At 67.6% G+C, this 23,699-nt stretch carries 21 protein-coding genes and 1 other RNA gene; 16 read left to right on the forward strand and 6 right to left on the reverse strand.

The genetic code is table 11. From position 1 onward, the window contains the following. From RYN42_RS02680 to RYN42_RS02720, 9 genes are all read left to right on the forward strand, one after another. The gene (locus tag RYN42_RS02680; RefSeq protein ID WP_315093493.1) at window positions 1–1,296 is read left to right on the forward strand and encodes a peptidoglycan DD-metalloendopeptidase family protein; all 1,296 of its coding nucleotides are present in this window, start codon (window positions 1–3) and stop codon (window positions 1,294–1,296) included. A gap of 72 nt (window positions 1,297–1,368) precedes the next feature. Next, window positions 1,369–1,839: an SsrA-binding protein SmpB gene (smpB, locus tag RYN42_RS02685; protein ID WP_315093495.1), complete on the forward strand. Its 471-nt coding sequence runs from the start codon at window positions 1,369–1,371 to the stop codon at window positions 1,837–1,839. Then, the gene (locus tag RYN42_RS02690; protein WP_315093497.1) at window positions 1,836–3,683 is read left to right on the forward strand and encodes a DUF2207 domain-containing protein; all 1,848 of its coding nucleotides are present in this window, start codon (window positions 1,836–1,838) and stop codon (window positions 3,681–3,683) included. Before smpB ends, RYN42_RS02690 begins: the two co-directional genes overlap by 4 nt. A gap of 11 nt (window positions 3,684–3,694) precedes the next feature. Continuing rightward, window positions 3,695–4,750, forward strand: coding sequence for an ATP-dependent DNA ligase (locus RYN42_RS02695; protein WP_315093498.1), 1,056 nt, complete (start codon window positions 3,695–3,697; stop codon window positions 4,748–4,750). A 106-nt stretch (window positions 4,751–4,856) separates the two neighbouring features. Next, window positions 4,857–6,038, forward strand: coding sequence for a trypsin-like peptidase domain-containing protein (locus RYN42_RS02700; protein ID WP_315093500.1), 1,182 nt, complete (start codon window positions 4,857–4,859; stop codon window positions 6,036–6,038). 70 nt (window positions 6,039–6,108) lie between these two features. Beyond that, window positions 6,109–6,475, forward strand: a transfer-messenger RNA (tmRNA) gene (gene ssrA / locus RYN42_RS02705). A gap of 75 nt (window positions 6,476–6,550) precedes the next feature. After that, complete coding sequence (locus RYN42_RS02710) at window positions 6,551–7,732, forward strand: site-specific integrase (RefSeq protein WP_315093502.1); 1,182 nt, start codon at window positions 6,551–6,553, stop codon at window positions 7,730–7,732. A 75-nt stretch (window positions 7,733–7,807) separates the two neighbouring features. Beyond that, the gene (locus RYN42_RS02715) at window positions 7,808–8,455 is read left to right on the forward strand and encodes a type IV toxin-antitoxin system AbiEi family antitoxin (protein WP_315093603.1); all 648 of its coding nucleotides are present in this window, start codon (window positions 7,808–7,810) and stop codon (window positions 8,453–8,455) included. Further along, window positions 8,452–9,207, forward strand: a complete 756-nt coding sequence (locus RYN42_RS02720) for a nucleotidyl transferase AbiEii/AbiGii toxin family protein (RefSeq protein WP_315093504.1) — start codon at window positions 8,452–8,454, stop codon at window positions 9,205–9,207. The genes RYN42_RS02715 and RYN42_RS02720 overlap by 4 nt, the downstream gene beginning before the upstream one ends. Before the next feature lie 112 nt (window positions 9,208–9,319). Here RYN42_RS02720 and RYN42_RS02725 read toward each other — a convergent pair whose 3' ends face one another. From RYN42_RS02725 to RYN42_RS02735, 3 genes are all read right to left on the reverse strand, one after another. Continuing rightward, window positions 9,320–10,162: a nuclease-related domain-containing protein gene (locus tag RYN42_RS02725; protein ID WP_315093506.1), complete on the reverse strand. Its 843-nt coding sequence runs from the start codon at window positions 10,160–10,162 to the stop codon at window positions 9,320–9,322. An 86-nt stretch (window positions 10,163–10,248) separates the two neighbouring features. Beyond that, window positions 10,249–10,557 (reverse strand): helix-turn-helix domain-containing protein, encoded by a 309-nt coding sequence (locus RYN42_RS02730; RefSeq protein ID WP_315093508.1) that lies wholly within the window; start codon window positions 10,555–10,557, stop codon window positions 10,249–10,251. Continuing rightward, a complete protein-coding gene (locus tag RYN42_RS02735; protein ID WP_315093509.1) occupies window positions 10,533–11,090 on the reverse strand; it encodes a hypothetical protein in 558 nt (185 codons plus the stop codon). The genes RYN42_RS02730 and RYN42_RS02735 overlap by 25 nt, the downstream gene beginning before the upstream one ends. Window positions 11,091–11,931: 841 nt before the next feature. Between RYN42_RS02735 and RYN42_RS02740 the strand changes: the two genes are divergently transcribed. Further along, on the forward strand, window positions 11,932–12,969 hold the full coding sequence (locus RYN42_RS02740; RefSeq protein ID WP_315093510.1) for an IS110 family transposase: 1,038 nt from the start codon (window positions 11,932–11,934) through the stop codon (window positions 12,967–12,969). On the opposite strand, the gene RYN42_RS02745 is transcribed toward RYN42_RS02740, so the two are convergent. From RYN42_RS02745 to RYN42_RS02755, 3 genes are all read right to left on the reverse strand, one after another. Next, on the reverse strand, window positions 12,966–13,322 hold the full coding sequence (locus RYN42_RS02745; RefSeq protein ID WP_315093512.1) for a hypothetical protein: 357 nt from the start codon (window positions 13,320–13,322) through the stop codon (window positions 12,966–12,968). The two genes, RYN42_RS02740 and RYN42_RS02745, sit on opposite strands and share 4 nt — an antisense overlap. 206 nt (window positions 13,323–13,528) lie before the next feature. Then, entirely contained in the window at window positions 13,529–14,479 is a 951-nt protein-coding gene (locus RYN42_RS02750; RefSeq protein ID WP_315093513.1) for an HNH endonuclease signature motif containing protein, read from the reverse strand. A 374-nt stretch (window positions 14,480–14,853) separates the two neighbouring features. Then, window positions 14,854–15,948 carry a DNA cytosine methyltransferase gene (locus tag RYN42_RS02755; RefSeq protein WP_315093514.1) on the reverse strand — a complete coding sequence of 365 codons (1,095 nt, stop codon included), beginning with the start codon at window positions 15,946–15,948 and terminating at the stop codon, window positions 14,854–14,856. A gap of 143 nt (window positions 15,949–16,091) precedes the next feature. On the opposite strand from RYN42_RS02755, the gene RYN42_RS02760 reads away from it, so the two are divergent. The 6 genes from RYN42_RS02760 (at window position 16,092) to RYN42_RS02785 (ending at window position 23,630) form a co-directional block, all read left to right on the forward strand. Continuing rightward, on the forward strand, window positions 16,092–16,517 hold the full coding sequence (locus tag RYN42_RS02760; protein WP_315093604.1) for a very short patch repair endonuclease: 426 nt from the start codon (window positions 16,092–16,094) through the stop codon (window positions 16,515–16,517). Window positions 16,518–16,608: 91 nt separating this feature from the next. Beyond that, window positions 16,609–19,164 (forward strand): Z1 domain-containing protein, encoded by a 2,556-nt coding sequence (locus tag RYN42_RS02765; RefSeq protein ID WP_315093516.1) that lies wholly within the window; start codon window positions 16,609–16,611, stop codon window positions 19,162–19,164. After that, complete coding sequence (locus RYN42_RS02770; RefSeq protein WP_315093517.1) at window positions 19,161–20,135, forward strand: PD-(D/E)XK motif protein; 975 nt, start codon at window positions 19,161–19,163, stop codon at window positions 20,133–20,135. The genes RYN42_RS02765 and RYN42_RS02770 overlap by 4 nt, the downstream gene beginning before the upstream one ends. Continuing rightward, window positions 20,132–22,027: a hypothetical protein gene (locus RYN42_RS02775; protein WP_315093519.1), complete on the forward strand. Its 1,896-nt coding sequence runs from the start codon at window positions 20,132–20,134 to the stop codon at window positions 22,025–22,027. The genes RYN42_RS02770 and RYN42_RS02775 overlap by 4 nt, the downstream gene beginning before the upstream one ends. Further along, entirely contained in the window at window positions 22,024–22,902 is an 879-nt protein-coding gene (locus RYN42_RS02780; RefSeq protein WP_315093521.1) for a hypothetical protein, read from the forward strand. Before RYN42_RS02775 ends, RYN42_RS02780 begins: the two co-directional genes overlap by 4 nt. Next, window positions 22,899–23,630, forward strand: a complete 732-nt coding sequence (locus RYN42_RS02785) for a DUF6339 family protein (RefSeq protein WP_315093523.1) — start codon at window positions 22,899–22,901, stop codon at window positions 23,628–23,630. The genes RYN42_RS02780 and RYN42_RS02785 overlap by 4 nt, the downstream gene beginning before the upstream one ends. The last annotated feature ends 69 nt before the right edge of the window (window positions 23,631–23,699 follow it).

Raw genomic sequence — 23,699 nt, forward strand, 5'->3', positions numbered from 1 at the left:
ATGGTGCGCCTGCGGATGCCCGCGTTCCTCGCCGTGCTGGTCCTGGTGATGACCGCGCTGCTCAGCGCGCCCGCCCACGCCGACGAGATCGACGACCGGCGCCGGGCGGCGGAGGCACGCGAGGCGGCGGTCGCCAAGGCGCGCGACGACACCGAGGCCGCGATGGAGGGCGTCGACGCCAACCTCCAGGCGATCGCGCTGCAGCTGGCGGACACGCAGGGCAAGATCCCCGCGGCGCAGGCCCAGCTCGACGCGGCCAAGGCTGCGCTGGACAAGGCGCAGCGCGAGGCCGCCATCATCGCGGCGCGGCTGGTGGACGCGCAGGACCAGCAGGCGCAGATCACGACGACCATCACGCAGGACGCCGAGCACGCCCGGCTGATGCGCGCCGCGATCGGGCAGATGGCCCGCGAGGCGTACAAGGGCGGCGGGGGTGTCACCAGCGTCGACGTCATCCTGGACTCGCAGAGCACCGACGACTTCGTGCAGCGCTACGGCCTGCTGGCCACCGCGCTGCGCACCCAGGCGCAGATCCTCGACCAGCTCCGGGCCGCCGAGTCGGCCAACCGCAACGCCGAGGTGCGCCTGGCGGCGGTGAAGGACAAGATCACCGAGCTCAAGGCCGAGGCCGACCAGAAGGTGGTCGAGGCGGACGCCGCGAAGGCCGCCGCCGCGGCTGCCAAGGCGGCGCTGGACGACCTGCTCGCGCAGCAGGTCCAGCAGCAGGCGTCGCTCGACGCCCAGCGAGCCGCGCTCGCCGCGCAGCTGGCCCAGGCGGAGGCGGAGGCCGCGGCGATCCAGGCGGAGCTCCAGGCGGCCATCGCCGCCCAGCGGGCACGGGACGCCGCCGCGGGGAAGAAGCCCACGGCGCCCGGGGCGATCGGCAACGGGCTGTTCGGGAACCCGACCAGCGTGGACCCGATGTACGTCACCTCCGAGTTCGGCATGCGGTTCCACCCGACGCTGCACTACACGCGCCTGCACGCCGGCATCGACCTGCGGACGTTCTGCAACACCCCGATCTACGCCGGCCGCGCCGGCACGGTCACGTGGGCCAAGTCGCGGTTCGGCTTCGGCAACCAGGTGATGATCGACAGCGGGACCGTCAACGGCAACGCCCTGTCGGCGTCCTACAACCACCTCACCAGCTTCGCGGTCAGCTCCGGGCAGTCCGTCGAGCGGGGCCAGCTGATCGGGTGGTCGGGCAACACCGGGACGTCGGCGGCCTGCCACCTGCACTTCGAGGTCTACGTGAACGGCGAGACGACGAACCCCCGCCCGCTCCTCGGTCTCTGAAAGCGCTGGCTGTGGGCGGGTAGTCTCGTCCCGCACCATCCGCACACCAGCAGGAACGAGGTTCGACCCACCGTGGCCAAGGAGATCGGGCGCAAGGTCGTCGCCTCGAACCGCAAGGCCCGGCACGACTACGTCATCGAGGACGTGTTCGAGGCCGGCCTGGTGCTCAACGGCACCGAGGTCAAGGCGCTGCGCATGGGCCGGGCGTCGCTGGTCGACGGCTGGTGCGAGGTGACCAACGGCGAGCTGTGGCTCGAGGGCGTGCACATCCCCGAGTACTCCCAGGGCACCTGGACCAACCACGCCCCCCGCCGCAAGCGCAAGCTGCTGCTGCACCGCACGGAGATCGACCGGCTGGAGTCCCGCACGCGAGAGAAGGGTCAGACGATCATCCCGCTGTCCCTGTACTTCCTGGACGGGCGCGCCAAGGTGGAGATCGCGCTGGCGCGCGGCAAGCGCGAGTGGGACAAGCGCCAGGCGCTGCGTGAGCGTCAGGACAACCTCGAGGCCACCCGGGCCATCCGCCAGAAGCGCGACCTGTGAGGGCCCTGCGCGCTGTGCTGCTGGCGCTGGGCCTCGTCGTCGCCCTCACCGCGGCTGCTCCGGACCAGACCAGCGGCCGCGAGATCACGCGCTACGACGTCACCGCGGTCCTGGCCGCCGACGGCACCATGCGGGTGACCCTGGACTTCGACTTCGACTTCGGTGACGACCCCGGCCACGGGCCGTACCTCACGCTGCCGACGCGGGTCTCCTACGACGAGACGCTGGACCGCGCGTTCCGGTACACGGACATCTCGGCGTCGTCGTCGACCGATGCTCCCGACGACGTGAACCAGGAGTCCACGACCGACGCCCTGATCCTGCGCATCGGCGACGAGGACATCGACGACGTCTCCGGCGTGCACAGGTACCGGATCGACTACACGGCCGACGGGCTGCTCAACCCCGCCAACGCCCAGCACTCGGGCGACGAGCTGTACTGGAACGTCATCGGCTCCGGCTGGGAGATCCCGCTGGGCGACCTGTCCGTGAGCGTGGAGGGACCGGCCGCCGTCGAGGGCGCCGCCTGCTTCGCCGGGCCGCACAGGTCCACGTCGCCGTGCACGTCCTCGACGTTCTCGGGTGCGACCTCGACCTTCACGCAGGACCTGGTGCCGGTGGACGACGAGTTCTCCACGGTCACCGGCTGGCCCGCCGGGACGTTCCCCGGGGTCGAGCCGATCCTCGTCGAGAAGCCCGACCCGCTGGCGCCCGTCCGGCCGACGTCGGTGTTCGGCGGCGTCGCGCTCCTGGTGCTCGTCGGCGGCGCGGTGCTGGCCGCGGTGCGCGTGCGGCGCGTGGGCCGGGACAGGGCGTACCTCGGGCTCACCCCGGGGCTGCGGCCGGCCGACAACCAGCCCGGCGCGGCGACCGGCTTCCGCGACCGCCGGCAGGTGGTCTCCGTGCAGTTCCAGCCGCCCGCGGACGTGCGGCCGGGGGAGATGGGCACGCTCGTCGACGAGAAGGCCGACCCCGTCGACGTCACCGCCACCCTGGTCGACCTCGCCGTGCGGGGGTACCTGCGCATCGAGGAGGTTCCCCGGTCCAACCCGAAGAAGAAGGCCAAGGACTGGACCCTCGTGCAGGTCAGGGACGCCGACTCCGCGCTCCTGCCGTACGAGTCGACCCTGCTCAAGGCGGTCTTCACCTCGTCGTCCTCCGTGAAGCTCTCGGACCTGAAGACCACCTTCGCGGCGTCGATGGCCGAGGTGCAGAACGGCCTGTACGACCACGTCACCGAGAAGGGCTGGTTCCGGGGCAACCCCAAGTCGGTGCGCTCGGCGTGGCTCGGCGCCGGGATCGTGCTCGCCGTCCTCGGGGTCATCCTCACGTTCGTGGCGTTCGCCGCCGGGGCGTCCGTGGACGGCGTCGCGCTGGTGCCCATGGCGCTGGTGCTCGTCGGCATCCTCGTGGCGATCCTCGGCAACGCCGCACCCGCCCGCACCGAGGACGGCACCGCGGTGCTGGCCCAGTCCCTCGGGTTCCGCCGCTACCTGGCCACTGCGGAGGCCAACCAGCTGCGGTTCGAGGAGGGGCAGGACATCTTCAGCCGGTACCTGCCCTACGCGATCGTGTTCGGGCTGGCCGACCGCTGGGCGCGCGTGTTCTCCGAGCTCGCCGCGCAGGGCCGCGCCCTCGAGCAGCCCGGCTGGTACGTCGGCGGCTACTACCCGGGCGCCAACATCTTCTGGGCTACCGCGTTCGCGTCCTCCATGGACCGGTTCACCTCCGTGGCCACCGAGTCGATCTCCGCACCCACGCCCGGGACCTCCGGCGGGTCGGGGTTCAGCGGCGGCGGGTTCTCCGGCGGTGGCGTCGGCGGCGGTGGTGGCGGGGGCTGGTAAGACTGGTGTCCATGACGCTGCCGGTGGTGCCGCCCGTGGACCCCATGCTCTCCAAGTCGGCCGCCTCGATCCCGCCGGGCAAGCTGTACGAGCCCAAGTGGGACGGGTTCCGGGCCATCGTGTTCCGCGACGGCGACTCCGTGGAGATCGGCTCGCGGAACACCAAGCCGATGCAGCGGTACTTCCCGGAGATCGTCGAGGCCGTCCTGGAGTACCTGCCTTCGCGATGCGTCGTGGACGGGGAGATCATCGTGCCGTCGTCGGTCCACTCCGGGCTGGACTTCGAGGCGCTGCTGCAGCGGGTGCACCCCGCGGAGTCCCGAGTGCGGCTGCTGTCGGTGGAGACGCCGGCGCTGCTGGTCCTGTTCGACGTGCTCGCTCTGGGCGACGACGACCTGACGGGCCTGCCGTTCTCGGAGCGCCGGTCGGTGCTGTCGTCACTCGTGAAGCCGGGTGGACCGATCTCGATCACCGCGCAGACCGACGCGCTCGACGTGGCGACGCAGTGGTTCTCCCAGTTCGAGGGTGCCGGGCTGGACGGGGTCGTCGCCAAGGACCCTGCGGGGGTGTACGAGCCCGGCAAGCGGACGATGCTGAAGATCAAGCACGAGCGCACCGTCGACTGCGTGGTGGCGGGCTATCGGCCGCACAAGTCGGGTCCGGATGCCGTGGGGTCGCTGCTGCTCGGCCTGTACAACGACTCCGGTGTCTTGGCCTCCGTCGGGGTGGCCGCGTCGTTCCCGATGGCGCGGCGTCGCGAGCTGGTCACCGAGCTCGCGCCCCTGGTGGTGCCGCTGGAGGGGCACCCGTGGGACTACTCGGCCTCCGGTCGCACGCCACGGGAGGCGGAGGGCAGCCGCTGGTCTGCCGGCAAGGACCTGTCGTTCGTGCCGCTGGAGCCGTCGCTGGTGGTGGAGGTCGCGTACGACCACATGGAGGGCGACCGGTTCCGGCACACCGCGCAGTTCCGCCGCTGGCGCCCGGACCGGGACCCGTCGTCGTGCACGTACGAGCAGCTGGAGGAGCCGGTGTCCTACTCGCTCAAGGACGTGCTCGAGACCCGCTGACGGTCCACAGGCTGCGCACGGGTGGGCTCCAGCGCACTCCCGGGTGCGGGGCGTTCTCTGTTCCTTGTCGACGCCCCACCCTGGGGCCGGCAGGGAGGTCAGAGTCATGGACGAGCAGCAGGTTGCCGATTCCGCCGTCGAGTCCCCGTCGGGTGGTGTGGCCGTCGCGACGAAGCCGGTCGTCCGCCGTCGCCTGGCGGTCGGGGCGGCGGGCGGTGCGCTCGCCCTCGGGCTGCTGGCCGGCGGGGTGAGCGGCGGACTGATCACGGCGGCGCGGGCGTCGGCGGAGACGGACACCGCAGCGGCGTCGACGGCCTTCACGCCGCCGACCAACGAAGAGCAAGTGCCGTCGTTCGTCCCGCCGTCGTGGGGCTCCGGTCAGCAGCAGCAGCCGTCGACCTCGACCCAGTCCACCGCCACCGCGGCGAGCGCGGACCAGCAGGTCGGCGTCGTGACGATCACCACGACGCTCGGCTACCAGGACGCCTCGGCGGCCGGGACCGGGATGGTCCTGACGTCCGACGGGCTGGTGCTCACCAACAACCACGTGATCGAGGGCTCCACCGCGATCGAGGTGACCATCGAGTCGACCGGGGCGGTGTACCAGGCCGTCGTCGTGGGCACCGACGCCTCCTCGGACGTGGCCCTGCTCCAGCTGCAGGACGCGTCGGGCCTCGCGACGGTCAGTCTCGACGACGACGGCGGTGTGGGGGCCGGCGACGCCGTCACGGCGGTCGGCAACGCGGAGGGCGGGGGAGACCTGCTGGCCGCGGTCGGCTCGGTCACGGCACTCGAGCAGACCATGACCGCGTCCACCGAGACGCTGTCCGGGCTCATCGAGTTCTCCGCAGCCGTGGTGCCGGGCGACTCCGGCGGCCCCGTGCTCGACGACGAGGGCGAGGTGATCGGCATGACGACCGCCGCATCGAGCGGGACGGTCGACACGGTGGCGTACGCGATCGACATCGAGGACGCCCTGGTCATCGCGAACCAGATCCAGTCCGGGATCGCCTCCGACACCGTGACCATCGGGTACCCGGCGTTCCTCGGGATCGTGCTGGGATCCGGCTCGTCGATCACCGGTGTGCTGGAGGGGACACCCGCGGCAGCGGTCGGTCTCGTGGCCGGTGACGTGATCACCGCAGTGGACGGGGTCTCCGTGTCGTCGCTCGCCGACCTGCTGGACAGCTACTCGCCCGGAGACACCGTGACCCTGACCTGGACAGTCGCCGCCACCGGGGAGTCCACCTCCGCCCCGGTCACGCTGATCGCCGGGCCGGCGGAATGAGGACGACCAGCGTGCCGTTGAGAGGTACGCTGGGCGCGCTAGCTTCGGCTGGTGCTTGAAAACTGAACATGGGGGTGATCGGTTTCGACGGTGATCGTCGAACCAGGAGAAGCGGGTCGAGGACGCACGGTTATCTCGTCAACGCTCCGTGCAAACCAATAGGTGCCAATACAAACCGCACCGACTTCGCCCTCGCCGCCTGAGCGAGTCCCGAAGTCCGTTGGCCTGAGTACGCTCTCGACTCAGTAACCAGCGTCATCTAGAGAGCCACTGCTGGTAATCCTCGTCAGTGGGGTTGCCGGGACTCTTAGCTGACTGGGCCCGTCCACGGCTTGCCTGTGTGACCGTGGGGGCCGAGAAAATCACAGCGGGCTGCACCCGGAGAATCCCTGGTACTGCGTCACCGGACGCGGGTTCGATTCCCGCCACCTCCACCCATCTGACCTGCGGAAACGCTGGCCTTGTTGACCAGAAGTAGCCGTCCGTTGACACGGATGGCTATTTTTGTGTCTGTGGCGAGCATCCGTGAGCGCCGGCGCAGCGATGGCACGAGGGCCTTCGCCGTATTGTGGCGCGACCCGGATACCGGACGCCAGACCTCGCTCACCTATGACGACCTCCGTGACGCGACCGTGGCCCGCCAGCTGATCGAGGCGGCCGGCGGACATGCAGCCGAGGCGGCTCGAATCGCCGAAGGAATTCGCAAGACCGGACCGTCGGTCGATGACGTGATCTCCGAGCACATCGACCTGCTGACGTCGGTCGGGCCGGACACGCGCAAGCACTATCGAGGGCAGCTCGAGGCGCACATCAGCCCAACGCTCGGGCCGTACCCGGTCGCCGCGCTCACCTACCGGCATATCGCCGGTTGGGTGCGCGAGATGGAGGAGAAGGGGCTCGCACCCAAGACGATCGCCAACGTGCACGGACTGTTCTCCGCGGCGATGTCGACGGCCGTGCGACTCGGGTACCGCGAGGACAACCCGTGCGCCGGTGTCGAGCTGCCCAAGTCACAGGCGACTCACGACGAGATGACCGTGCTAACGCGCGACGAGTTCGCGTTGCTGTTGTCGAAGGTGTCACCGTTCTATCGGCCGCTGGTCATCACGCTCGTGGCGACAGGGCTGCGGTGGGGCGAGGCGACTGCGCTTACTGTCAGCGACCTCGACCTGACCGCAACTCCACCGACCTTGCGCGTGACGAAGGCGTGGAAGCGAGATGCCAATCGGCGCTGGTACGTCGGCCCGCCGAAGACTCGACGCGCACGACGGACCGTGGCCTTGCCCGACGACCTCGTGGCCGTTCTCGCGCCACAGGTGGCCGATAAGGCGCCAGGTGCGCTCGTGTTCACCAACACCGTCGGGTCGCAGCTGTCGTCGTCGCGGTTCTGGACCCAGACGTGGACGCCCGCGCTCGACGCCGCCGCCAACCCGCTGCTCGCCGACGGGACGCCCGACCTCGAGGCGCCATGCCTGACGAAGCGGCCGCGCGTGCACGACCTGCGGCACACGCACGCGTCCTGGATGATCGCAGCCGGCGTCGACCTGTTCGTGCTGCAGCGGCGCCTCGGGCACGAGTCGATCCACACGACGACCGAGACCTACGCGCATCTGATGCCAGACCAGCAAGCCGCAGCCGCGGCCGCGGCGGGCAGGGCTATGGCGGGACTGATGGGATCGATGACGGGGGAGTGATGGGCGGTGATATTTGCGCGAAGTGTAGTCCTTGAGGCTACACTTTGAGCAGAATCGCGGAGGAGGCTGAGCGTGATGAACGACAGGCGAGTGGTTGAGACGCGCCTCGCCGTGCGCCCGATGCGGACCGTGAGACCGGCCGATCTCGAACAGCACTTCGTCAATCCGCGGGCCGTCCTGCGAGACCGCGCCGCGAAGGGCGAGGTGCACAAGGTTGCGTACGGAACGTACGTCGCCGTGCCGGACGACGCGCACGACCAGGTGCGGTGGAGGCCAGGGCTAGAGGCGGCCGCTGCCGCCGTGGCCACGGCAATCTTCGGTGACCGCGCCGCAGCACTGATGGGCATGACCGCCGCCCGGCTGCTCGGGGCAGCCCCTCGTGCCCGCGGTCACGCCACGGTGGCCGCCCCGCGACGCCATCGCGACGTGCCGTTGACCGACCGTCGCGATGCGGTGATCCACTTTGTCCAGCGCGACCTCGATGCTCTCGACCTCCAGCCGATAGCGACAGAGCTCGGAGTCGCCATGGTGACGACGCCCGAGCAGACCCTCGTCGACCTTGCCCGTGATCGCACCATCAACGACGCCGATCGGCACGCCACGATGCTGACGCTTGGGCGGGCCGCCGATTGGGACCGGATCGAGGAGCTTGCGGCCGCGCAACGCGGTCGAACTGTGACCGAGCCGGTCCTGGGGCGTGTCAGGCGTGAGGTCGAACGGTGACCGAAGCGGCCATCTACGACGTTGCTGAGCGATTCGGCGTCGACCTGGACCAGGTGCGGCGGGACCACGTCATCTCGCACATCCTCGCGTCCATCTCGCGGCGAGCCCAGGATCGCTTCATCTTCTACGGCGGGACTGCGCTCTCGCGCACATGGTTGCCTGACGCGCGGTTGAGCGAGGACGTCGACCTGATGGTGATTGGCCGACGGCGGGACGGTGCCGACGCGCTCGCTCGAGCGATCGACGCTGACATCGCACGGCCATTCCTGGGTGCGAGCTGGTCGAAGGACCCACGTGACGCGCGGGACGCCGAAGACGTCACCTTGACCACCGGCACGGGTGCGGTGATCAAGTTCCAACTCGTTGACACGGCGGGTCGTCCTCCCTGGCCGACCGTGCGGCAGCCGATCCTGCAGCGCTACCCGGACGCTCAGCCGGCCACGCTGGTGGTGCCCACTCCGGATGCAGCCGTCGCGATGAAGATGTCCGCCTGGTTCGATCGGCGTGCGGAGCGCGACCTCTTCGATCTCTGGGCGATGGCCACCCGCGGTCTCATCACGCCTGGCGCCCTCGCGCTCTATCGCCAGTACGGCCCGTCGTCGCGGCCGCCGTCGCCCTCCGTATTCCAGCCAGCACCGAGCGAGACCGCGTGGCGCGCGTCGCTCGGCCACCAGACACTGCTCGACGTGACTGCGGCTGATGCCGCCGAGGTCGTTGCGGCGGCCTGGACATCGCTCGGCGCGGACCTATAGCGGGACGTCTCTGCGCTACACGGTGGCGACCATTGTCCCGACGTCACTAGACAGAACGATCACACCTCCCGATCGGCAACAGTGCTCGGGCCACGTGCCCACGCTGACTTGGTCAGGCGACGGGGAACGCCGCAGCGAGAGCGCCGTGGATCGCGCCGACGCGGGCTCCGTCGATCGGCCCTGGGCTGACTAGCCGCTCGGCGGCCTTCTTGGGCCAGAGGACGTCTACGCCCTCGATGACGAACGAGCCACCGAACAGCGGCCAGTCCGCCTCGACGAAGCAGAGCAAGCCGTGAACGGGAGTGTCGTCGAAACCGGCGTTGTCGAGCGCGGCGCGCACGAGACCGACCTGCTTGTGAACGCCGTCGACGAGCTTGGTGCAGTCGCGCGATCCGACCGTGAGCTTCGACGTGCGAGGGCGAAGGATGCCACCCTCGACCCGCAAGGTCGGGCGCCCCTTGTACCGCTTGGCGTCGATCACGAACACGCCCGACGGGCCGATCGCGATGTGATCGATGTTCGCCTTGGTCCGCGGAATGCGACGGTCGTGCAGCGTGAGGACGCCGTGCTCGACGAGGGTGTTCAGACGCCCGCCGAGCAGTTCCTCGCCTCGAGCGCCGCGCGCCCACGCGGCCGTGCTCTGAGGCTCGTCGGACAGCGCGAGGATCAGGCCGCCCATGCGGGGGTGAGCCTCGCGGATCCGTGTCTCGCGCTTGGACTTGCGTCGCTCGTACTCGCGCTGGGCGGAGCTTCCGGCGGCGCCGATCGCGACCTCGGCGGGCGGCTCGGGAGTCTCCAGGTTGGTGACTACCACCGTCTCCGACCCAGCGGGCTGGCCCGCGCTCGCACACGTCACGCAGGCGACAGTCTTCGTGGCGCGGTCGTAGACGGCTGTCACCCCCGCTGCGAGAGCCGCGCCGCAGACACGGCACGTTCCGGCGTACCGCAGGCGCATCGTCTTCGTCGCGCCGGCGGTCGCGTCGATGGGTGTCGCCATGCTCAGTTCATCGGCTCGGGGCTCGCTCGGCTGGAGCCGCGCTCTCAGTACAGCTGCGCGTCCCCCTGGACGTGTGGCCGACGCTGGTGAGCGCGGATGGACTTCACGGTCGCTCCGAGCGCTCCGAGGTCGACCGATGCCTCCACCGACGGCTCGTCGTCGGGCTGCCGGCCCTCCACCGTCACTAGCCGCACGAGGGCGTCGACGTGCTCCGGCAAGAAACGGATCTTGCCGCGGCCGAAGAGCAGGTGCGGGATGCGCCCCCGCCGCGCCTGCTCGCGGACCCACCAGGGGGACGCTCCAAGGGCCTCCGCAACCTCCTCGGGCGTCAGGGTCGTGTACTGGGTAGCCATGGCGCTGCCCCTCTCGTCGGGTTCCTCAAGGCATGCTCTCCGTGCGGTCCGTTTGGTGGGCTGGCGGCCGAATCTGTGGACGAGGCGGTCGGCTCACCGGTGATGTGGACGCTGTGCTCGGCATAGCGCTGGCGTGCGCCCTGCCGAGTGATCCCGAGATGGCGACCGATCTCGTCCCAGCTCGCGCCACACTCGCGAGCTCGCTCGACTTCGTGCTCGATGGCGACGTCGATGCGGCGAAGGATCTTTCGGGCGCGCCGGCGCCGTGCAACGAGTTGGAGGATCTCGGTCGGGTCGTAATGCGGGGGCTCGATGTACGGACGGGTGGGCGGGTCGGAAGGCAGCGGTCGGAAGTCTGCCGGCGAGGTTTGGACGGAATACTGCACGCCGACGGCGGGCCGCGCGACGGCTGGGCGGGCGTCGGCGACGGCTTCCTCGACGAGCCGGATACGGTCGGCGATGTCGGGCGGCAGCACGTAATCAGGCTCGTGACCGACGATCCCGAACGCGGCTCCGGGCTCGTCGATCGGCACCCCATCGGCGCGGGCTGTCCTGCGCACGCGTCGGGCTCGGCGCTGACTTCCCATCTCGCCTCCCCGATCTCGAAAGCAGGTATGCGCTGTCGGCCTCAAGATGCGTCGTCGGCAGTCGGCAGCGGCGTGTCTCGACCTATCCCGGGGGCGGTGATCAACCGCCTCCCGCAAGTAGGTGCGCCAATGGCCGCGTAACACGCGACCCATGTCGCCAAGCTCTTGGCCGGCTCCACCGCCTGAGGTCCAGGCCGCGCGCCTCTGAGGAGCCGTGCGCCGGTGTCCGATCGAGAGTCCGGCAGGCGAGGGCGACCCGACTCTTCTTTCACTGCGTGACAACTGCAGTAGTCAGCTCGCTTTGGTGCCGGTGCGGTTGTCGAGATGCGCGGTCGAACTCGCAAGGCCGTCGTCCTGGCGAGCGGGTAGCCCGGGGCCGGGGTTCGCAGCGCTGATGATTGCCCGGTGGTCGAGCAGCTCATCGAGGATCGGGTACGAAGCCGCACGCTGAGGTGGCGTGGGCGATCGATCACAGAGGTTGGAGCCGGACCTCTAGGACGTCATCGTCGCGACCGGCGCGTGTGCTCAGCGAAGGCAAGAAGGGGCCATGACACCTCTGGCACCTCTGAAAAGGTGATCGTGTCCCGGAGGGCTTCCGGGACCCGCGGCGCCGTCGGGATGGCCCGACTTCTGGCTGCCCACCGAGGGTGTGGCTCACTTAGGGTGGATGCCTCCCAGCGGCGTTCCTCGGGGTGGTGGTGACGCTCGATAGAGGGCTGGGACTTGTCCCAAGAGGTGCTTGCGCTCCACCATCCCCACGCGGATGACCAAGACGTGGAGGTGCGTCATGTTCATGGGGATCGACACTCACAAGGACACGCTGGCGGTCGCGGTGTGTGACGGCCGCGGGCAGCTGGTCGAGTGGCTCGAGGTGGTCAACGACAACCGAGGTTTCGTCCGGCTGACTGCTCTGCTTGCTCGCCGGCCGGTGGTGCGCGTTGGGATCGAAGGATCGGGCCACTTCGGGCGTGCTGTCGCAGCGCATCTATCGACGGCAGGAGTAGACGTGCGTGAGGTGCCGACCACCATGACCTCACGCGAACGCGGTGCCCGCCCGGGGCAGGGCAAGACCGACGAGGTCGACGCCTTGGCGATCGCCCGGATCACCGCACGAGATCCCGGGCTGCCCGAAGTTCGGCTCAAGGTGGGCGTCGCAGCCGACCTGCGAGCACTGCTCGACTATCGCGAAGACCTGATCGTCGAGCACTACAGCCTCGCCAACCAGGTGCATTCCGAGCTCGTCGGACTGATCCCCGGCTATCACCTGACCCACCCGCATCTCAAGACGACAGCGCAGGTCAACGCGATGCTCACGCTCATCGGCGACGACGAACGCATCCGATCCGGACTGACCCGCAGGCGACTGGTGCGGGTGCTAGCGCTGATCGCCGAGACACGCGCCGTGACCACCCAGATCGCTGCCCTGGTCGCCGGGCACGCCGACGCGGTCAACGCGATCTACGGCGTCGGCCCGGTCGTCGCGGCCCGGTTCCTGGCCGAGATCGTCGACATCCACCGCTACCCCAACCGCGACACGTTCGCCTCGGCCAACGGGACCGCGCCCTTACCTGCCTCCTCGGGGCGCACAGTGCGGCATCGGCTCAACCGGGGCGGCAATCGTCAGCTCAACCGCGCGCTCTACACGATCGCGTTGACTCAGATCCGCGCCGATACCGAAGGCCGGACCTACTACGACCGCAAACGCGCCGAGGGCAAGACCAGCCGCGAGGCCATCCGTTGCCTCAAGCGCCGGCTCTCGGACCAGGTCTTCAAAGCAATGCGCGTCGATGCGGCCGTTGAGATGCGGTCCGCTGACGCGGCCTAGGCGTAGCTCGGCGGGGCAGGGACCTCGACCATGTGGTCCAAAGTCGTCGAAGCGGCTCCGGCCAGCATTCCCATCGTGTGCTGGAGGAGATGCCACAGCGGCTCCATCCCGCCGTTGGCCAGCAGATCGCGCACGGATTCCACGTCGTCGGTCAGTTGCCCCGCGGTCGGCGAAGGCGGTTCGGTGGAGAGATCGAACTGCTCGCGAACGAACAAGGTCCAGTAGAAGTCCGCGTCAACGATCACCGTCGGTCCGTGAACCTCCTCGAGCGCACCGATCACTGTCGCAAGAGCCGACTTCAGCTCGTCCACTGAGATCTCGAGCCTGCTGCTCGCTGACTGGTCGGCGTCCATCCTCCGATGATGGCCCACAAGCGGCCTGAAGCCCTGCAGCGATGGACATAGAGGCCCACCAAGCGCAACCTGAGTTGTCGAGACACTCCGATGCCACAGGCATCACAGCCGCCCGCTGCCAGCGGTGACACGGACACGAGGGCGGAGGCCGGATCACCGGCGCCGTCAATACACGGCGTCGGCCCGGAGCTGCAAGATGTGAACGGCTACATGATCGAGCGCAGGGAGCGATGCTCGTCCCAGTGTTTGGAAAGCCAGTCAATTTGCGGATCCTTGAGACTCAAGGTGAGCGTTTCGTCGTGGAGCCGTGCGTATTGGGGATATCGCGCCAGACTAGGTGCTACGTCGATGCGGAGGGTGGACGGCTGCACTGCAAGCAGCCCATCGTCGAACAGTCGGTGGATGTCGCGCCGCAGCATCAGGCCGCCGTGCTCAAAATGAGTACCCAGCTGGGCGTAGCTGTACAAGTGTCCTGCCTCGAGTACGCGCGTGGGAGCGCCCCCCGTGAAGGCGCACGTGCTTCCCTGGGTTGCTAAGAGGTGGTCGCGAAACTGCTGTTGTCCTCGACGCACCCGGACGAGCGCTTGACCGAACCCTTGGGGTAGCTCCACGATCGGGCTGGTGCCCAGCGGCCAGCTGAGGTCTAGGCGTGCGGACACGCGGCCGACTGCATGACCAGCGCCCTTCGTTAAGAGCGCGTCGCAAAAGGCGCCCCAGTCGAGCGGCCGCATCGCATTGAATTCGCCCGCATTTACCGCCAGAGATCGGATCTCAGTCTGGTCGAGCGTCCCGTCGAGCGACGTCCACGCCGCGTCGTACCGCGCTCTGTACTGCATCACATCAACGACGTCGGAGCGTGGCATCTCGAACTTGTGGTGGCATTTCATGCACCGGTACCGCGGCGAGGCCGTCTTCCGCGAACTGATGCGGGTCGTGCCACAGCTCGGGCAACGCTTGAGCAGCTTCGGGCCATGCGAGGCCTCGATCTCCTCAATGACCGATACGCCCAGCAGGCGCTGCTTGTTCCACACAGCGACGGCATCGCCGACGCCGAGGTTCTTGTGGTTCGGTACGTTGCTATCCCAGGAGTAGTACGCGTCGACCTGATCGTCGTAACCGGAGTTGCCGCCATGCCCACGGTCATCGCCTGCGGCCATGAGTAGCCATGCTCGCAACGCTCCACTCTGCATACGCAGCAGCTTTGCACGTCGATCGGCTAGGTTCCCGGTGCTGTTGCGGTTGCAGGTGTACGCGCCGGATCCAGTGAAGGCTCGGTTCGCTGAACTGATCGTCTCCCGACGGGGTTGCGACGGGATTGGTCTGCTCGTACTGGGCGGCTGGGATGTGGCCGAGTCCGCAGGTGCAGGTGCCAGTCGACATGCTCCTGGGTCGCGATCTCGAACGGGTCTACGACTCTCCGGGCCTCTGCGGCGGATCTACTCGGTGTTGAACGGCCCGATCGAGAACACGGCCCTCGCAATGTCGTAGGCGTCTCCGATCGCGACAGCGCCCTAACGAAGGCCGGTCGCGCTCAGCGCTCTGCATCGGCAATGGTGCGACCGATGGCGGCGGCAAGCGGAATCGGCACGGCGTTGCCGATCTGTCGAGCGATAGCGACCTTCGACCCGACCCACCGATACGAGCGAGGGAACCCCTGCAGAAGAGCAGCCTCGTAGTGGGTGATTGCCCGGTTCGCCACGGGATGGATGTATCGCCCCTTCTCGGGCTTAAAGAACTCCGTCCTCACGGTCACTGACGGCCGGTCCCAGTGCATGCGTCCCATGACGTCCGCGGAACCACTGGTGTGCTTGCGCCAGCAGTCTGCGAGCAACTCGTTGGGCAAGGAAAAGCGATTGCCTCCGGGCGGGATGGACCGGAAGCGCTGGATCGACTCAGACGTATATCTGCGTCCCAGATGAAGTTCGGTCGTTCGGAAGACTCCGGGGAGGTCACGCCCGGCGAATCGCACTGAACGCTCAGGCAGGTCGATCGCGTCCCACTCCTGAGCGACCCCTCGGAATGCCTGTCGCACCGTGCGATGGGCTCCCTCGTGGTCCGCCGTCGGGAAGCCCGGAGACGCCAGGTCCCTGTGGTGGCCGATCAGCACCGCACGCTTCCGGGCCTGGAACGCCCCGTAGTCGGCGGCGTTCAGGACTCGTGCCTCGAACGCGTAGTCCGCCAAAATGCCACCCGGTTCGACGGCTTCGACGAAACGGCCGTATTGCGGTGACCGGGCGAAGGCCGCCACGTTCTCGACGACGAAGTAGCGAGGCCGGGCACGCACGATCGTCTTGGCGTACTCCTCCCACAGGGAGTTCCGGTCGTCCTCAACGTCCTGCTTGCCGAGAGTCGAAAAGCCCTGGCAGGGAGGGCCGCCGACCACGACGTCGACCTGAGGGACCTCGGCGGTCCGCAACCATTCCTGGATCGGCCCGACGTAGACGTTGGTGCTCCGGTGATTCTGCTTGTACGTCGCGGCAGCCGCCACGTCCATCTCGACCGCCTGTACCGACCTGAAGACTCCGAGCGTGTCCAACCCGGCCGTCAACCCACCGGCGCCCGCGAAGAGATCCAACACCCGGAGGATCGGTGCGTTGCGTGCAGGCGCTTGATCCAAGATGGTCACGAGGAAGACGCTAGCCGGCAGCGCCCACATTGATGTGCTGGCGCGCCGGCGGGAGTTGGCCGGACCCAGGGTGAGGCGGGTGACCCGTAGTGCGGAAGGCCCAGGCGGTCGTCACCCGTTCGCCGGTGCCACTGGACGAAGCCGTGTCGCGTCGGATGGCGCGACAGGCTCGTCGTGACACCGCCCCGGAGATGCACCTGCGCCAGGCTCTCCACGCCGCGGGGCTACGGTTCCGAGTCGATCATCCGCTCCCCGGGATGCCGCGCCGCCGGGCCGATGTGTTGCTGCCCAAGGCACGGATCGCCGTGTTCGTCGACGGATGCTTCTGGCATGCATGCCCGCTACACGCAACTAGCCCGACGACGAACGGCGACTGGTGGCGGGCGAAGCTCGAGCGGAACGTCGAGCGTGATCGCGAGACGGATGCGTACCTCGTCGACTCGGGGTGGACTGTTCTGCGGTACTGGGAGCACGCCGATATGAACGCTGCTGCGCAGGAGGTGGTCGGGGAATGGCGAAAGGCGCGTTCGCCAGCACCCAGTAGGCAGCGGCCGCGGTCTCCAGAATGAGCAGAGGACAATTCGCCCACCTCGCATGCGGCGACGCATCGCGACGGTTGTGTGGGACAAGCGAGCACCGTCCCGACGCTAGTCTCGGATCGTGACCGCCAGCGACGTGAGCATCTCGAATCATCCGATGTATGTGGTCTTCGCCGAGTGGGCGAAGAAGCACGGCCTCGACGCAGCGGTCACCCGATTCGGTTCGTCGATGGCCGAGGTCGACCAATTCGCTGGGCAGTGGCAGAGCGACCTGAAGAAGGTCGAGCAGGGTGGCCCGCCGATCATCACGGCCGGCAAGAACGAGTGGTACTCGGGGCCGACGGAAGCCAGTCGGTTCTGGAGTCCGCTCCGGGCCTACTTCGAAGCAGAGAACTGGCCCGCGGCTCGCGTGGACGGTGTCGATCGTGCTTCGACCATGGTGGTCGCTCACACGCCACCGCCATCGAAGGTCAGGTTCGACGGTAAGGGTCTCGTCGTCGGTTACGTCCAGAGTGGGAAGACCACCAACTTCACATCGGTCATTGCGAAGATGGCCGACGAGGAGTACTCGATGGTCATCGTGCTCTCGGGCATTCACAACGGCCTGCGCAAGCAGACACAGGAGCGCTTGAACCAGCAGCTGCGCGACCTCAACCTGGACCACTGGCTGCCTTTGACGGACGAGGACAAGGATTTCCAGATCCCGACAGTCCCTCCCTCGGCGTATCTCACGGCAGAGGGCAAGGTCGTGCTCGCCGTGGTCAAGAAGAATCCGGTCGTGCTCCGCCGGCTCAAGAAGTGGTTGGAGAGCGAACACGCCGGTCACGCACTGCAGTCCGCCCGCGTGTTGATCATCGACGACGAAGCAGACCAAGCATCGGTCGCAACCGCCCGCATCAATCCCCTGATCCGCGGGCTCTTGGCGCTCATGCCGCGCTCGATCTACATCGGCTACACCGCGACGCCGTTTGCGAACGTGTTCATCAATCCGGCAGATGGCGACCTGTACCCCAAGGACTTCATCCTGAATCTGCCCTTGCCGGAGGGCTACTTCGGGCCCGAATTGGTGTTCGGAAGGGACGACGTCGACGGAGATGACGTCGACGGCCTGGACATGGTTCGCCGTATTCCGGACCAGGCCGTCGGCCTGCTCCGACCGCTGAAGCAGGCAGATGCCGACTCTTTCGTTCCCACGTTCACCCCCGAGGTGGTCGACGCGGTGCGCTGGTTCTGGCTTGCGACCGCGGCGCGCCGGGTTCGGGGAGACGCCGGACACTCGACGATGTTGATCCACACCTCGGTGAAGACGCAGGTTCACCGCTCATTCCTCGCACCTCTGGGTGAGATCCGGGATGACACACTGCGTCGGCTGAAGTCCGGGGATCCGGTCCTGCTGGACGAACTCAAGAGACAGTGGGAGATGGAGTCGGCTCGCGTGCCCGCCTCACAGTGGCAACGGGCGACCGATTCGTTCGAGGACGTCGCAGGCCAGTTGAGCGCGGTCGTCGCATCCACCGAGGTCCTCATGGACAACTTCCGGAGCGAGAGGCGCCTGGACTACAGCGGCGCACCTGTGGTCGCCATCGCAGTCGGTGGCAACACGCTGTCTCGCGGGCTCACGCTCGAGGGTCTCGTCGTGAGCCTGTTCGTGAGGGGTGCAACGGCGTACGACACCCTCCTGCAGATGGGCAGATGGTTCGGATACCGCACGGGCTACGAAGACCTCCCGCGGATCTGGACGACGTTGGAGTTGGAGCTGGGCTTCCGCCACCTGGCTCAGGTCGAGCACGAGATGCGCGCGGACATCGACCTCTACCAGTCGCAGAACGCGACCCCGAGCGACGTCGCCGTGCGTATCAGGACCCACCCGTCACTCCGGATCACGGCGAAGATGGGGGCGGCCGAACCTGCAGAGGTCTCCTACGCGGGTCGTCGGGTTCAGACCCGATTCTTCGCCCACCTGGACGAGGATTGGCTGCAGGGCAACCTCGACGCTGCGGGGCGACTGCTCACAGCGGCCAAGCGAGCCGGCGGAAACGATGACCGCCTCTTCCGAGGTGTTCCGGTCGCTGCGGTCCAAGCGTTCCTCGCCGAGTACCAGGTCCACGAGGACTCGCCCGACATGGACCCGAAGATGATCCACAAGTACATCGCCCAACAGCTCAGCGCAGACCCTCCCCAGCTGACCGAATGGAACATCGCCGTGGTCGAGGGCACGGGCGCTGGGGTTCAGGTGGGCCCGGTCCAGGTCAAGGCGTCAATTCGTTCACGCCTGAAGAGTGGCAGAGCCGACCGCGCCGACATCAAGACTCTGATGAGCAAGTCGGACATCGCTCTCGATATGGATCTCAGCACCAAAGAGGCGAGAGGTCTCACGGAGTTGCAGCTCAAGCAGCGTCGCAGGGACGACCCTTTGGTTTCTGACAAGGGCCTACTCGTGCTCTACGCAATCGACCCGCTTAGTGAGCCCGAAAGCACGCACGCGAAGCTGTCCCGCGAAAACCTCGGGGCCGTCGGTCCGGTCATCGGCGTCGGCGTCATGTTTCCTGGTACGCCCGACGGCGCCTCGAAGATCAAGGCATCCCACGTCGCGGTGCCGGAGTACCTGCTCGGGGAGGTCGAGGTCGAGAATCTCGACGAAGCTCTCGAGCAGGACCACGAGGGCGAAGATTCATGAGTACCACACTCGCCCGCCTCAATTCCGCGTGGGGCGTCCTGGAGCGACCCACCGGCACGAGCTTCAACACGTTCCCGCTCTCGGTCGACGGGGGTCCGGACATCCGCGCCGCGATCGATCAGGACGGATTCCGTCACCTGTTGATCGCCGGGAGTGAGCAGAGTGAGATCGAACGTTCGTTCGGGGTGCTGTCCGTTGATTACGGCCCGCTGATCTTCAGCGGCGTCACGCGGTCCTACCTCGACATCTGCTGCACCGAGCCGACGCTGAACGTCGAGTTTCAGGAGGTCGCCAGCGACATCCTCGACGCCGTGGACGGCAACGTGGAGCCCATGACCGAGGCCCTTGTGGTGATCGATCGCTGGCGCCGGCTGCTTCGAGCCAGCGGACTCGGGAGCATGCGGGAGAACGAGCGAATCGGACTGTTCGCCGAACTCCGCACGCTGATCGCTCTCAACTCTCGGGGGAACGCCGTGCCAGCTTCGGCGTGGACCGGGCCGCTTCGCCAGCCTCACGACTTCGAGCTGGCCGACCGGTGTCTGGAGGTCAAGGCACTTGGTGCCGATTCGGCGTCCATCCGCGTCCATGGAATTGAGCAGCTGGACCGGCACGACGGCAGGCCACTCGATCTCCTCCTGGCCACGGTGGTGCCCGACCCCGAGGGCGAGACGATCCCGGACCTGGTCACGAAGCTCGGAGGCCTGGTCGAGAAGAACGAACTCTTCGAGCGCCTCAATCGCGCCCGGGTCAATCTCGCCGACCCGGTACTCACATCGAGTCCGTACACGATGGTTTCCCTCTTCATCGTCCACGTCACGAGCGGCACCCCGCGCCTCGTTGCAGAGACCCTCGTCGGCAGTGCTCTGCCCGTCGGCGTGGGCCGCGTCAACTACGAGGTGGAGGTCGGCGAACTTCTTGCCGCCGCGCGTCCCGTATCCCTGGGCGACCCGCTCTCGTGGTGGACCGAATGAGCAACCCACAGTGGTGGTCCCAGCAGTTCGCGGCCGAGGGTGGCGCCGCCGCCGAGGGCATCTCCAAGCAACTCGGACGACCACCGATCGACCCTCTCACCATCCTGGTCCGCGAATCCGCGCAGAACAGTTGGGATGCTCGGCTGCCGGGATCGGTCGTGGACTACACCGTCACGATTAGGACCCTCGGCGACGACGCTTCGATCTGGGCCGAGCATCTCTTGCCCGGGCCGAAGGGCGGTCAGCGCGACACAGGATTGCGCGACGCTTTGGCGCGCGGTTCACAGCTCTTGATCATCAGCGACCGCGGGACCCGAGGCCTGGGTGGCCCTCTGCGCGCGAATCAACGGGCACCGGAGGGGGTTGTCCCCAACTTCGTGCAGTTTCTCCGCAATGTGGGTGAGCCCAGTGACCAGGAGTACGGCGGCGGAACGTATGGGTTCGGCAAAGGCATCCTGTATGGCGTCTCGAACGCACACGCCATCGTCGTCGACACGCACTGTGACGACAGCGGCGCCGACGATCGGCGATTGATGGGGGCGTCGCTCGCCCACAGCTTCTACGAGGGCGACACGCGCTACACCGGACGGCACTGGTGGGGCGACTGCACTGACGACATCCCCGACCCTGTGGTCGGCACTGACGCGGCGGAGTTGTCCCGCATGCTCGGGTTACCGGGATTCGATGACGGACGTACCGGGACGGACATCGTCATACTTGGCGCGGATCTCGGGGCCGAGGGCGACGAGGCTGGCGACGACACGCCGCGCACGCCTCTGGAGGCGGGCGAGTTCCTTGCATCGTCCATTTTGTGGCACCTCTGGCCCAAGGCCGGCTCGTCAACACGTCCCGAGGGGATGCGGTTTCGAGTTGCGGTCAACGGACAAGACGTGCCTGTGCCGAGCCCCTCGTCCGTTCCAGAACTGCAGAGTTTCGTCCGCGCCCTGGACCGGATCCACGAAGGTGACTCTCGTCCGTACGCGCGGAAGACGGCTCCGTTGTTGGCTGGTCACATCAACATCCAGCCCTGCCCGGCGGTCCCTTCTTTCGCCCGTGACCCTGGTCGTGTCGTCCGATCGGCTGCGTCGATCAGGGAGTCGTATCGGCACGTCGCACGAATGCGGACCGCCGAACTGGTCGTGGACTACTTCGAGGGGCCCGAACACCCCGACCCGCTGCTCGGATATGCCGGCGTGTTCCTTGCTTCACATGAGGCGGACTCGGACTTTGCCGCGAGTGAGCCCCCCACTCATGATGACTGGGTCGAGCGGGGCCTGGTGGGGCGCCAACGCGGTGTCGTCCGCGACAGTAGGGCGTTCATCAGGAGTGCTGTCGGCGCCTACCTGCCCGACTCGGTAGGCCCGGGCGTCGCTCTCGCGGGCTTGGGCCAGTTCTCTGCACAACTCGCCGGTCTGTCCACGACCTCCGGACTGGGTGTCGGCGGAGTCGCGCGAGTTGGCCCGGCCGATCCGGCTGTCCCGGGCAAGGCGGAGGGCAGCGGAGAGGGGACTGCATCGGGCGCGACTAGCCGCCCAGCTTCCGGTCGCCGCCAGTCTCGCCGAGCTTCAATCATCGAAGGGCCTGCGGTCAGGCTGCAGGGGGATCGGCCGATGGTCGTCGCCCATGTCTCCGTGCCGCCTGCGCCGGGCGCCCGTCGCCTCACGATCACGCCCCAAGTCGTTCTAGAAGGTGGAGGACGCGAGTCGGATCCCCCCTCCGGCGCCTCCGCACTCCAGATCGTTGGGTGGTGGCAGCTCGATCACGACGTCTGGGCATCGACCGGTTCCTCGCTGACGGTCGCCCCGTCGACGTCGGAACGTGTGTTCGGCTTCGCCATGCACTACGCGCCCGACGTCACTGTCCGCTTCGACCTGGCTTCGGAGGATCTGTGAGACGCGAGGCGAAGCCGTATCTAGTGCCGGCTGTCGACGCGATGACTCTCGGCCAATGGGAGCGGTACGACGGCGACTCCTGGGTGTTGTTGGGTGAACACGTCGAGGGCTGGGACCCCGAGACCAGCCTCGTAGTCCGTCGAGTGATCGACGCCGATTGGAACGGCGCCCGGCAACAAGCCGGCCTCCCGGCCGACTTCCCTCTGGCGATCACAGCGGGGTGGTCGAGTTCGACCTCCCAGATGAGGGTCCAGATCTCAGCCGCGCCCGTTCCGGCGGCCGGTCGACTCATTGTGGAAGGGACGATCCCTGGAAACCGCGCCGGCGGTGCGCTCGAACTGACGACGACGCTCACAACTGCCGCCGACTGGCCGACTGCACCGATCGGAGTCGCGCGGCGCGTCGGGTCGATGTTCTTCACGGATTCTGTGCGAGTCACTCTGGAAGGGTCCGGAAGCCTCTTTCCGGTCGCCGTCGTCGACTTTGCGCACACGCGCTTCGACCCGGACTCGAGCTGGCATCTCACAGCTCCGCTCGACCTCGGTGCGCCCTTCTCGGGCACGTTTCTCCTGTCCATCAACAAGCGGGACACGGAGCTTGTGGACGCGATCACGGCCCCGAAGCCGACGGCAACTCAAAGGTTGCTCGCGCAGGAAATCCACCATCAGGTCGCCATGATGATGCTCGAACTAGCGCTCGAGGCCGAGCAGCACGACGAGCTGCTGAGCGTGGACTGGCCTGCGGAGTCAGCCGGTGATGTTCTCAAGTACCTGCGCCAGAGTGCCGGCGATGCACCGCCGAGAGAGCCCTCCGAGCGACGCGCGTGGCTCTCCGGAGCAGCACGTCGTGGAGCGAACGGGAGGGCATTCAGATGACCGTCCTCTGGCCGAGGCTCAGGATCCAGGACGCACGCGACCTCTTTGACGAACTCGAGGCCGGAAGCCTTCCGACGCCGAGCGCCCATCACCCCCAGCAGACCTACGCTCAAATCGGTGGGCGGGTGAACGAGTCCACCATCGTTGCGCTGCACGGCAAGTTGGCGGCGGCAGCATCCCCATTCGGGTTTCCCTCGCAACCACCCTCCGACGGGGTGGAGTTTGACCGGGCAGTGACACCGATTCTTCATGGGGCGATAGACATCAGTTGGGCGGAAGCCGCGAGCCGCGAGGTGTGGCATTTCGTCGCTCTCGTCGCACTCGCAGATCTGACCGAGTGGCGTTGGAGCGACCAACGCAGTCGCAACGTCGAGCGGTGGATCGCTAGCGACATGACTCGGCATACCTGGGGGCGTCTATGGTGGCGCACGGCCGCCTTCGAACAGGCGCCAGAGTTGCTCGGTGCGCTCTCAGAGAGCGATCTCAACCAACTGCTCGAGCGCAGGGTCATCGGCGGCAATCCCCTACTTCTGGCAGCGATGGCTAAGTCCGTTCTTGCTGCGCCGGATCGCGGAGTGCCTCATCGCGAGGTTATTCGCGACAGCACCAAGCGCCTGCGCCGGGCGTTGTCGTTTATCGACGACCTCGCTCTGACGCCCGCTCAGGTCCAAGCGTTGACCGATCGTCTAGTCTACGAAGCACTCGAAGGCCTCACGGCAAACGGCTGACGAACCGTCGGACGTCGCTCGCACCACCTGGGCCTCGTCGTTGACCACGTCAACGGATCGACTCAAGAA

The organism is uncultured Cellulomonas sp. (assembly GCF_963527515.1).
GTDB lineage: Bacteria > Actinomycetota > Actinomycetes > Actinomycetales > Cellulomonadaceae > Cellulomonas.

Coding starts and splice junctions, on each gene's coding strand:
- RYN42_RS02750 (WP_315093513.1), bottom strand. CDS start 14,479: ATGGCCGCAGGCGATGACCGTGGGCATGGCGGCAACTCCGGTTACGAC.
- RYN42_RS02785 (WP_315093523.1), top strand. CDS start 22,899: ATGACCGTCCTCTGGCCGAGGCTCAGGATCCAGGACGCACGCGACCTC.
- RYN42_RS02700 (WP_315093500.1), top strand. CDS start 4,857: ATGGACGAGCAGCAGGTTGCCGATTCCGCCGTCGAGTCCCCGTCGGGT.
- RYN42_RS02725 (WP_315093506.1), bottom strand. CDS start 10,162: ATGCGCCTGCGGTACGCCGGAACGTGCCGTGTCTGCGGCGCGGCTCTC.
- RYN42_RS02680 (WP_315093493.1), top strand. CDS start 1: ATGGTGCGCCTGCGGATGCCCGCGTTCCTCGCCGTGCTGGTCCTGGTG.
- RYN42_RS02745 (WP_315093512.1), bottom strand. CDS start 13,322: ATGGACGCCGACCAGTCAGCGAGCAGCAGGCTCGAGATCTCAGTGGAC.
- RYN42_RS02740 (WP_315093510.1), top strand. CDS start 11,932: ATGTTCATGGGGATCGACACTCACAAGGACACGCTGGCGGTCGCGGTG.
- RYN42_RS02715 (WP_315093603.1), top strand. CDS start 7,808: ATGAACGACAGGCGAGTGGTTGAGACGCGCCTCGCCGTGCGCCCGATG.
- RYN42_RS02730 (WP_315093508.1), bottom strand. CDS start 10,557: ATGGCTACCCAGTACACGACCCTGACGCCCGAGGAGGTTGCGGAGGCC.
- RYN42_RS02775 (WP_315093519.1), top strand. CDS start 20,132: ATGAGCAACCCACAGTGGTGGTCCCAGCAGTTCGCGGCCGAGGGTGGC.
- RYN42_RS02695 (WP_315093498.1), top strand. CDS start 3,695: ATGACGCTGCCGGTGGTGCCGCCCGTGGACCCCATGCTCTCCAAGTCG.
- RYN42_RS02770 (WP_315093517.1), top strand. CDS start 19,161: ATGAGTACCACACTCGCCCGCCTCAATTCCGCGTGGGGCGTCCTGGAG.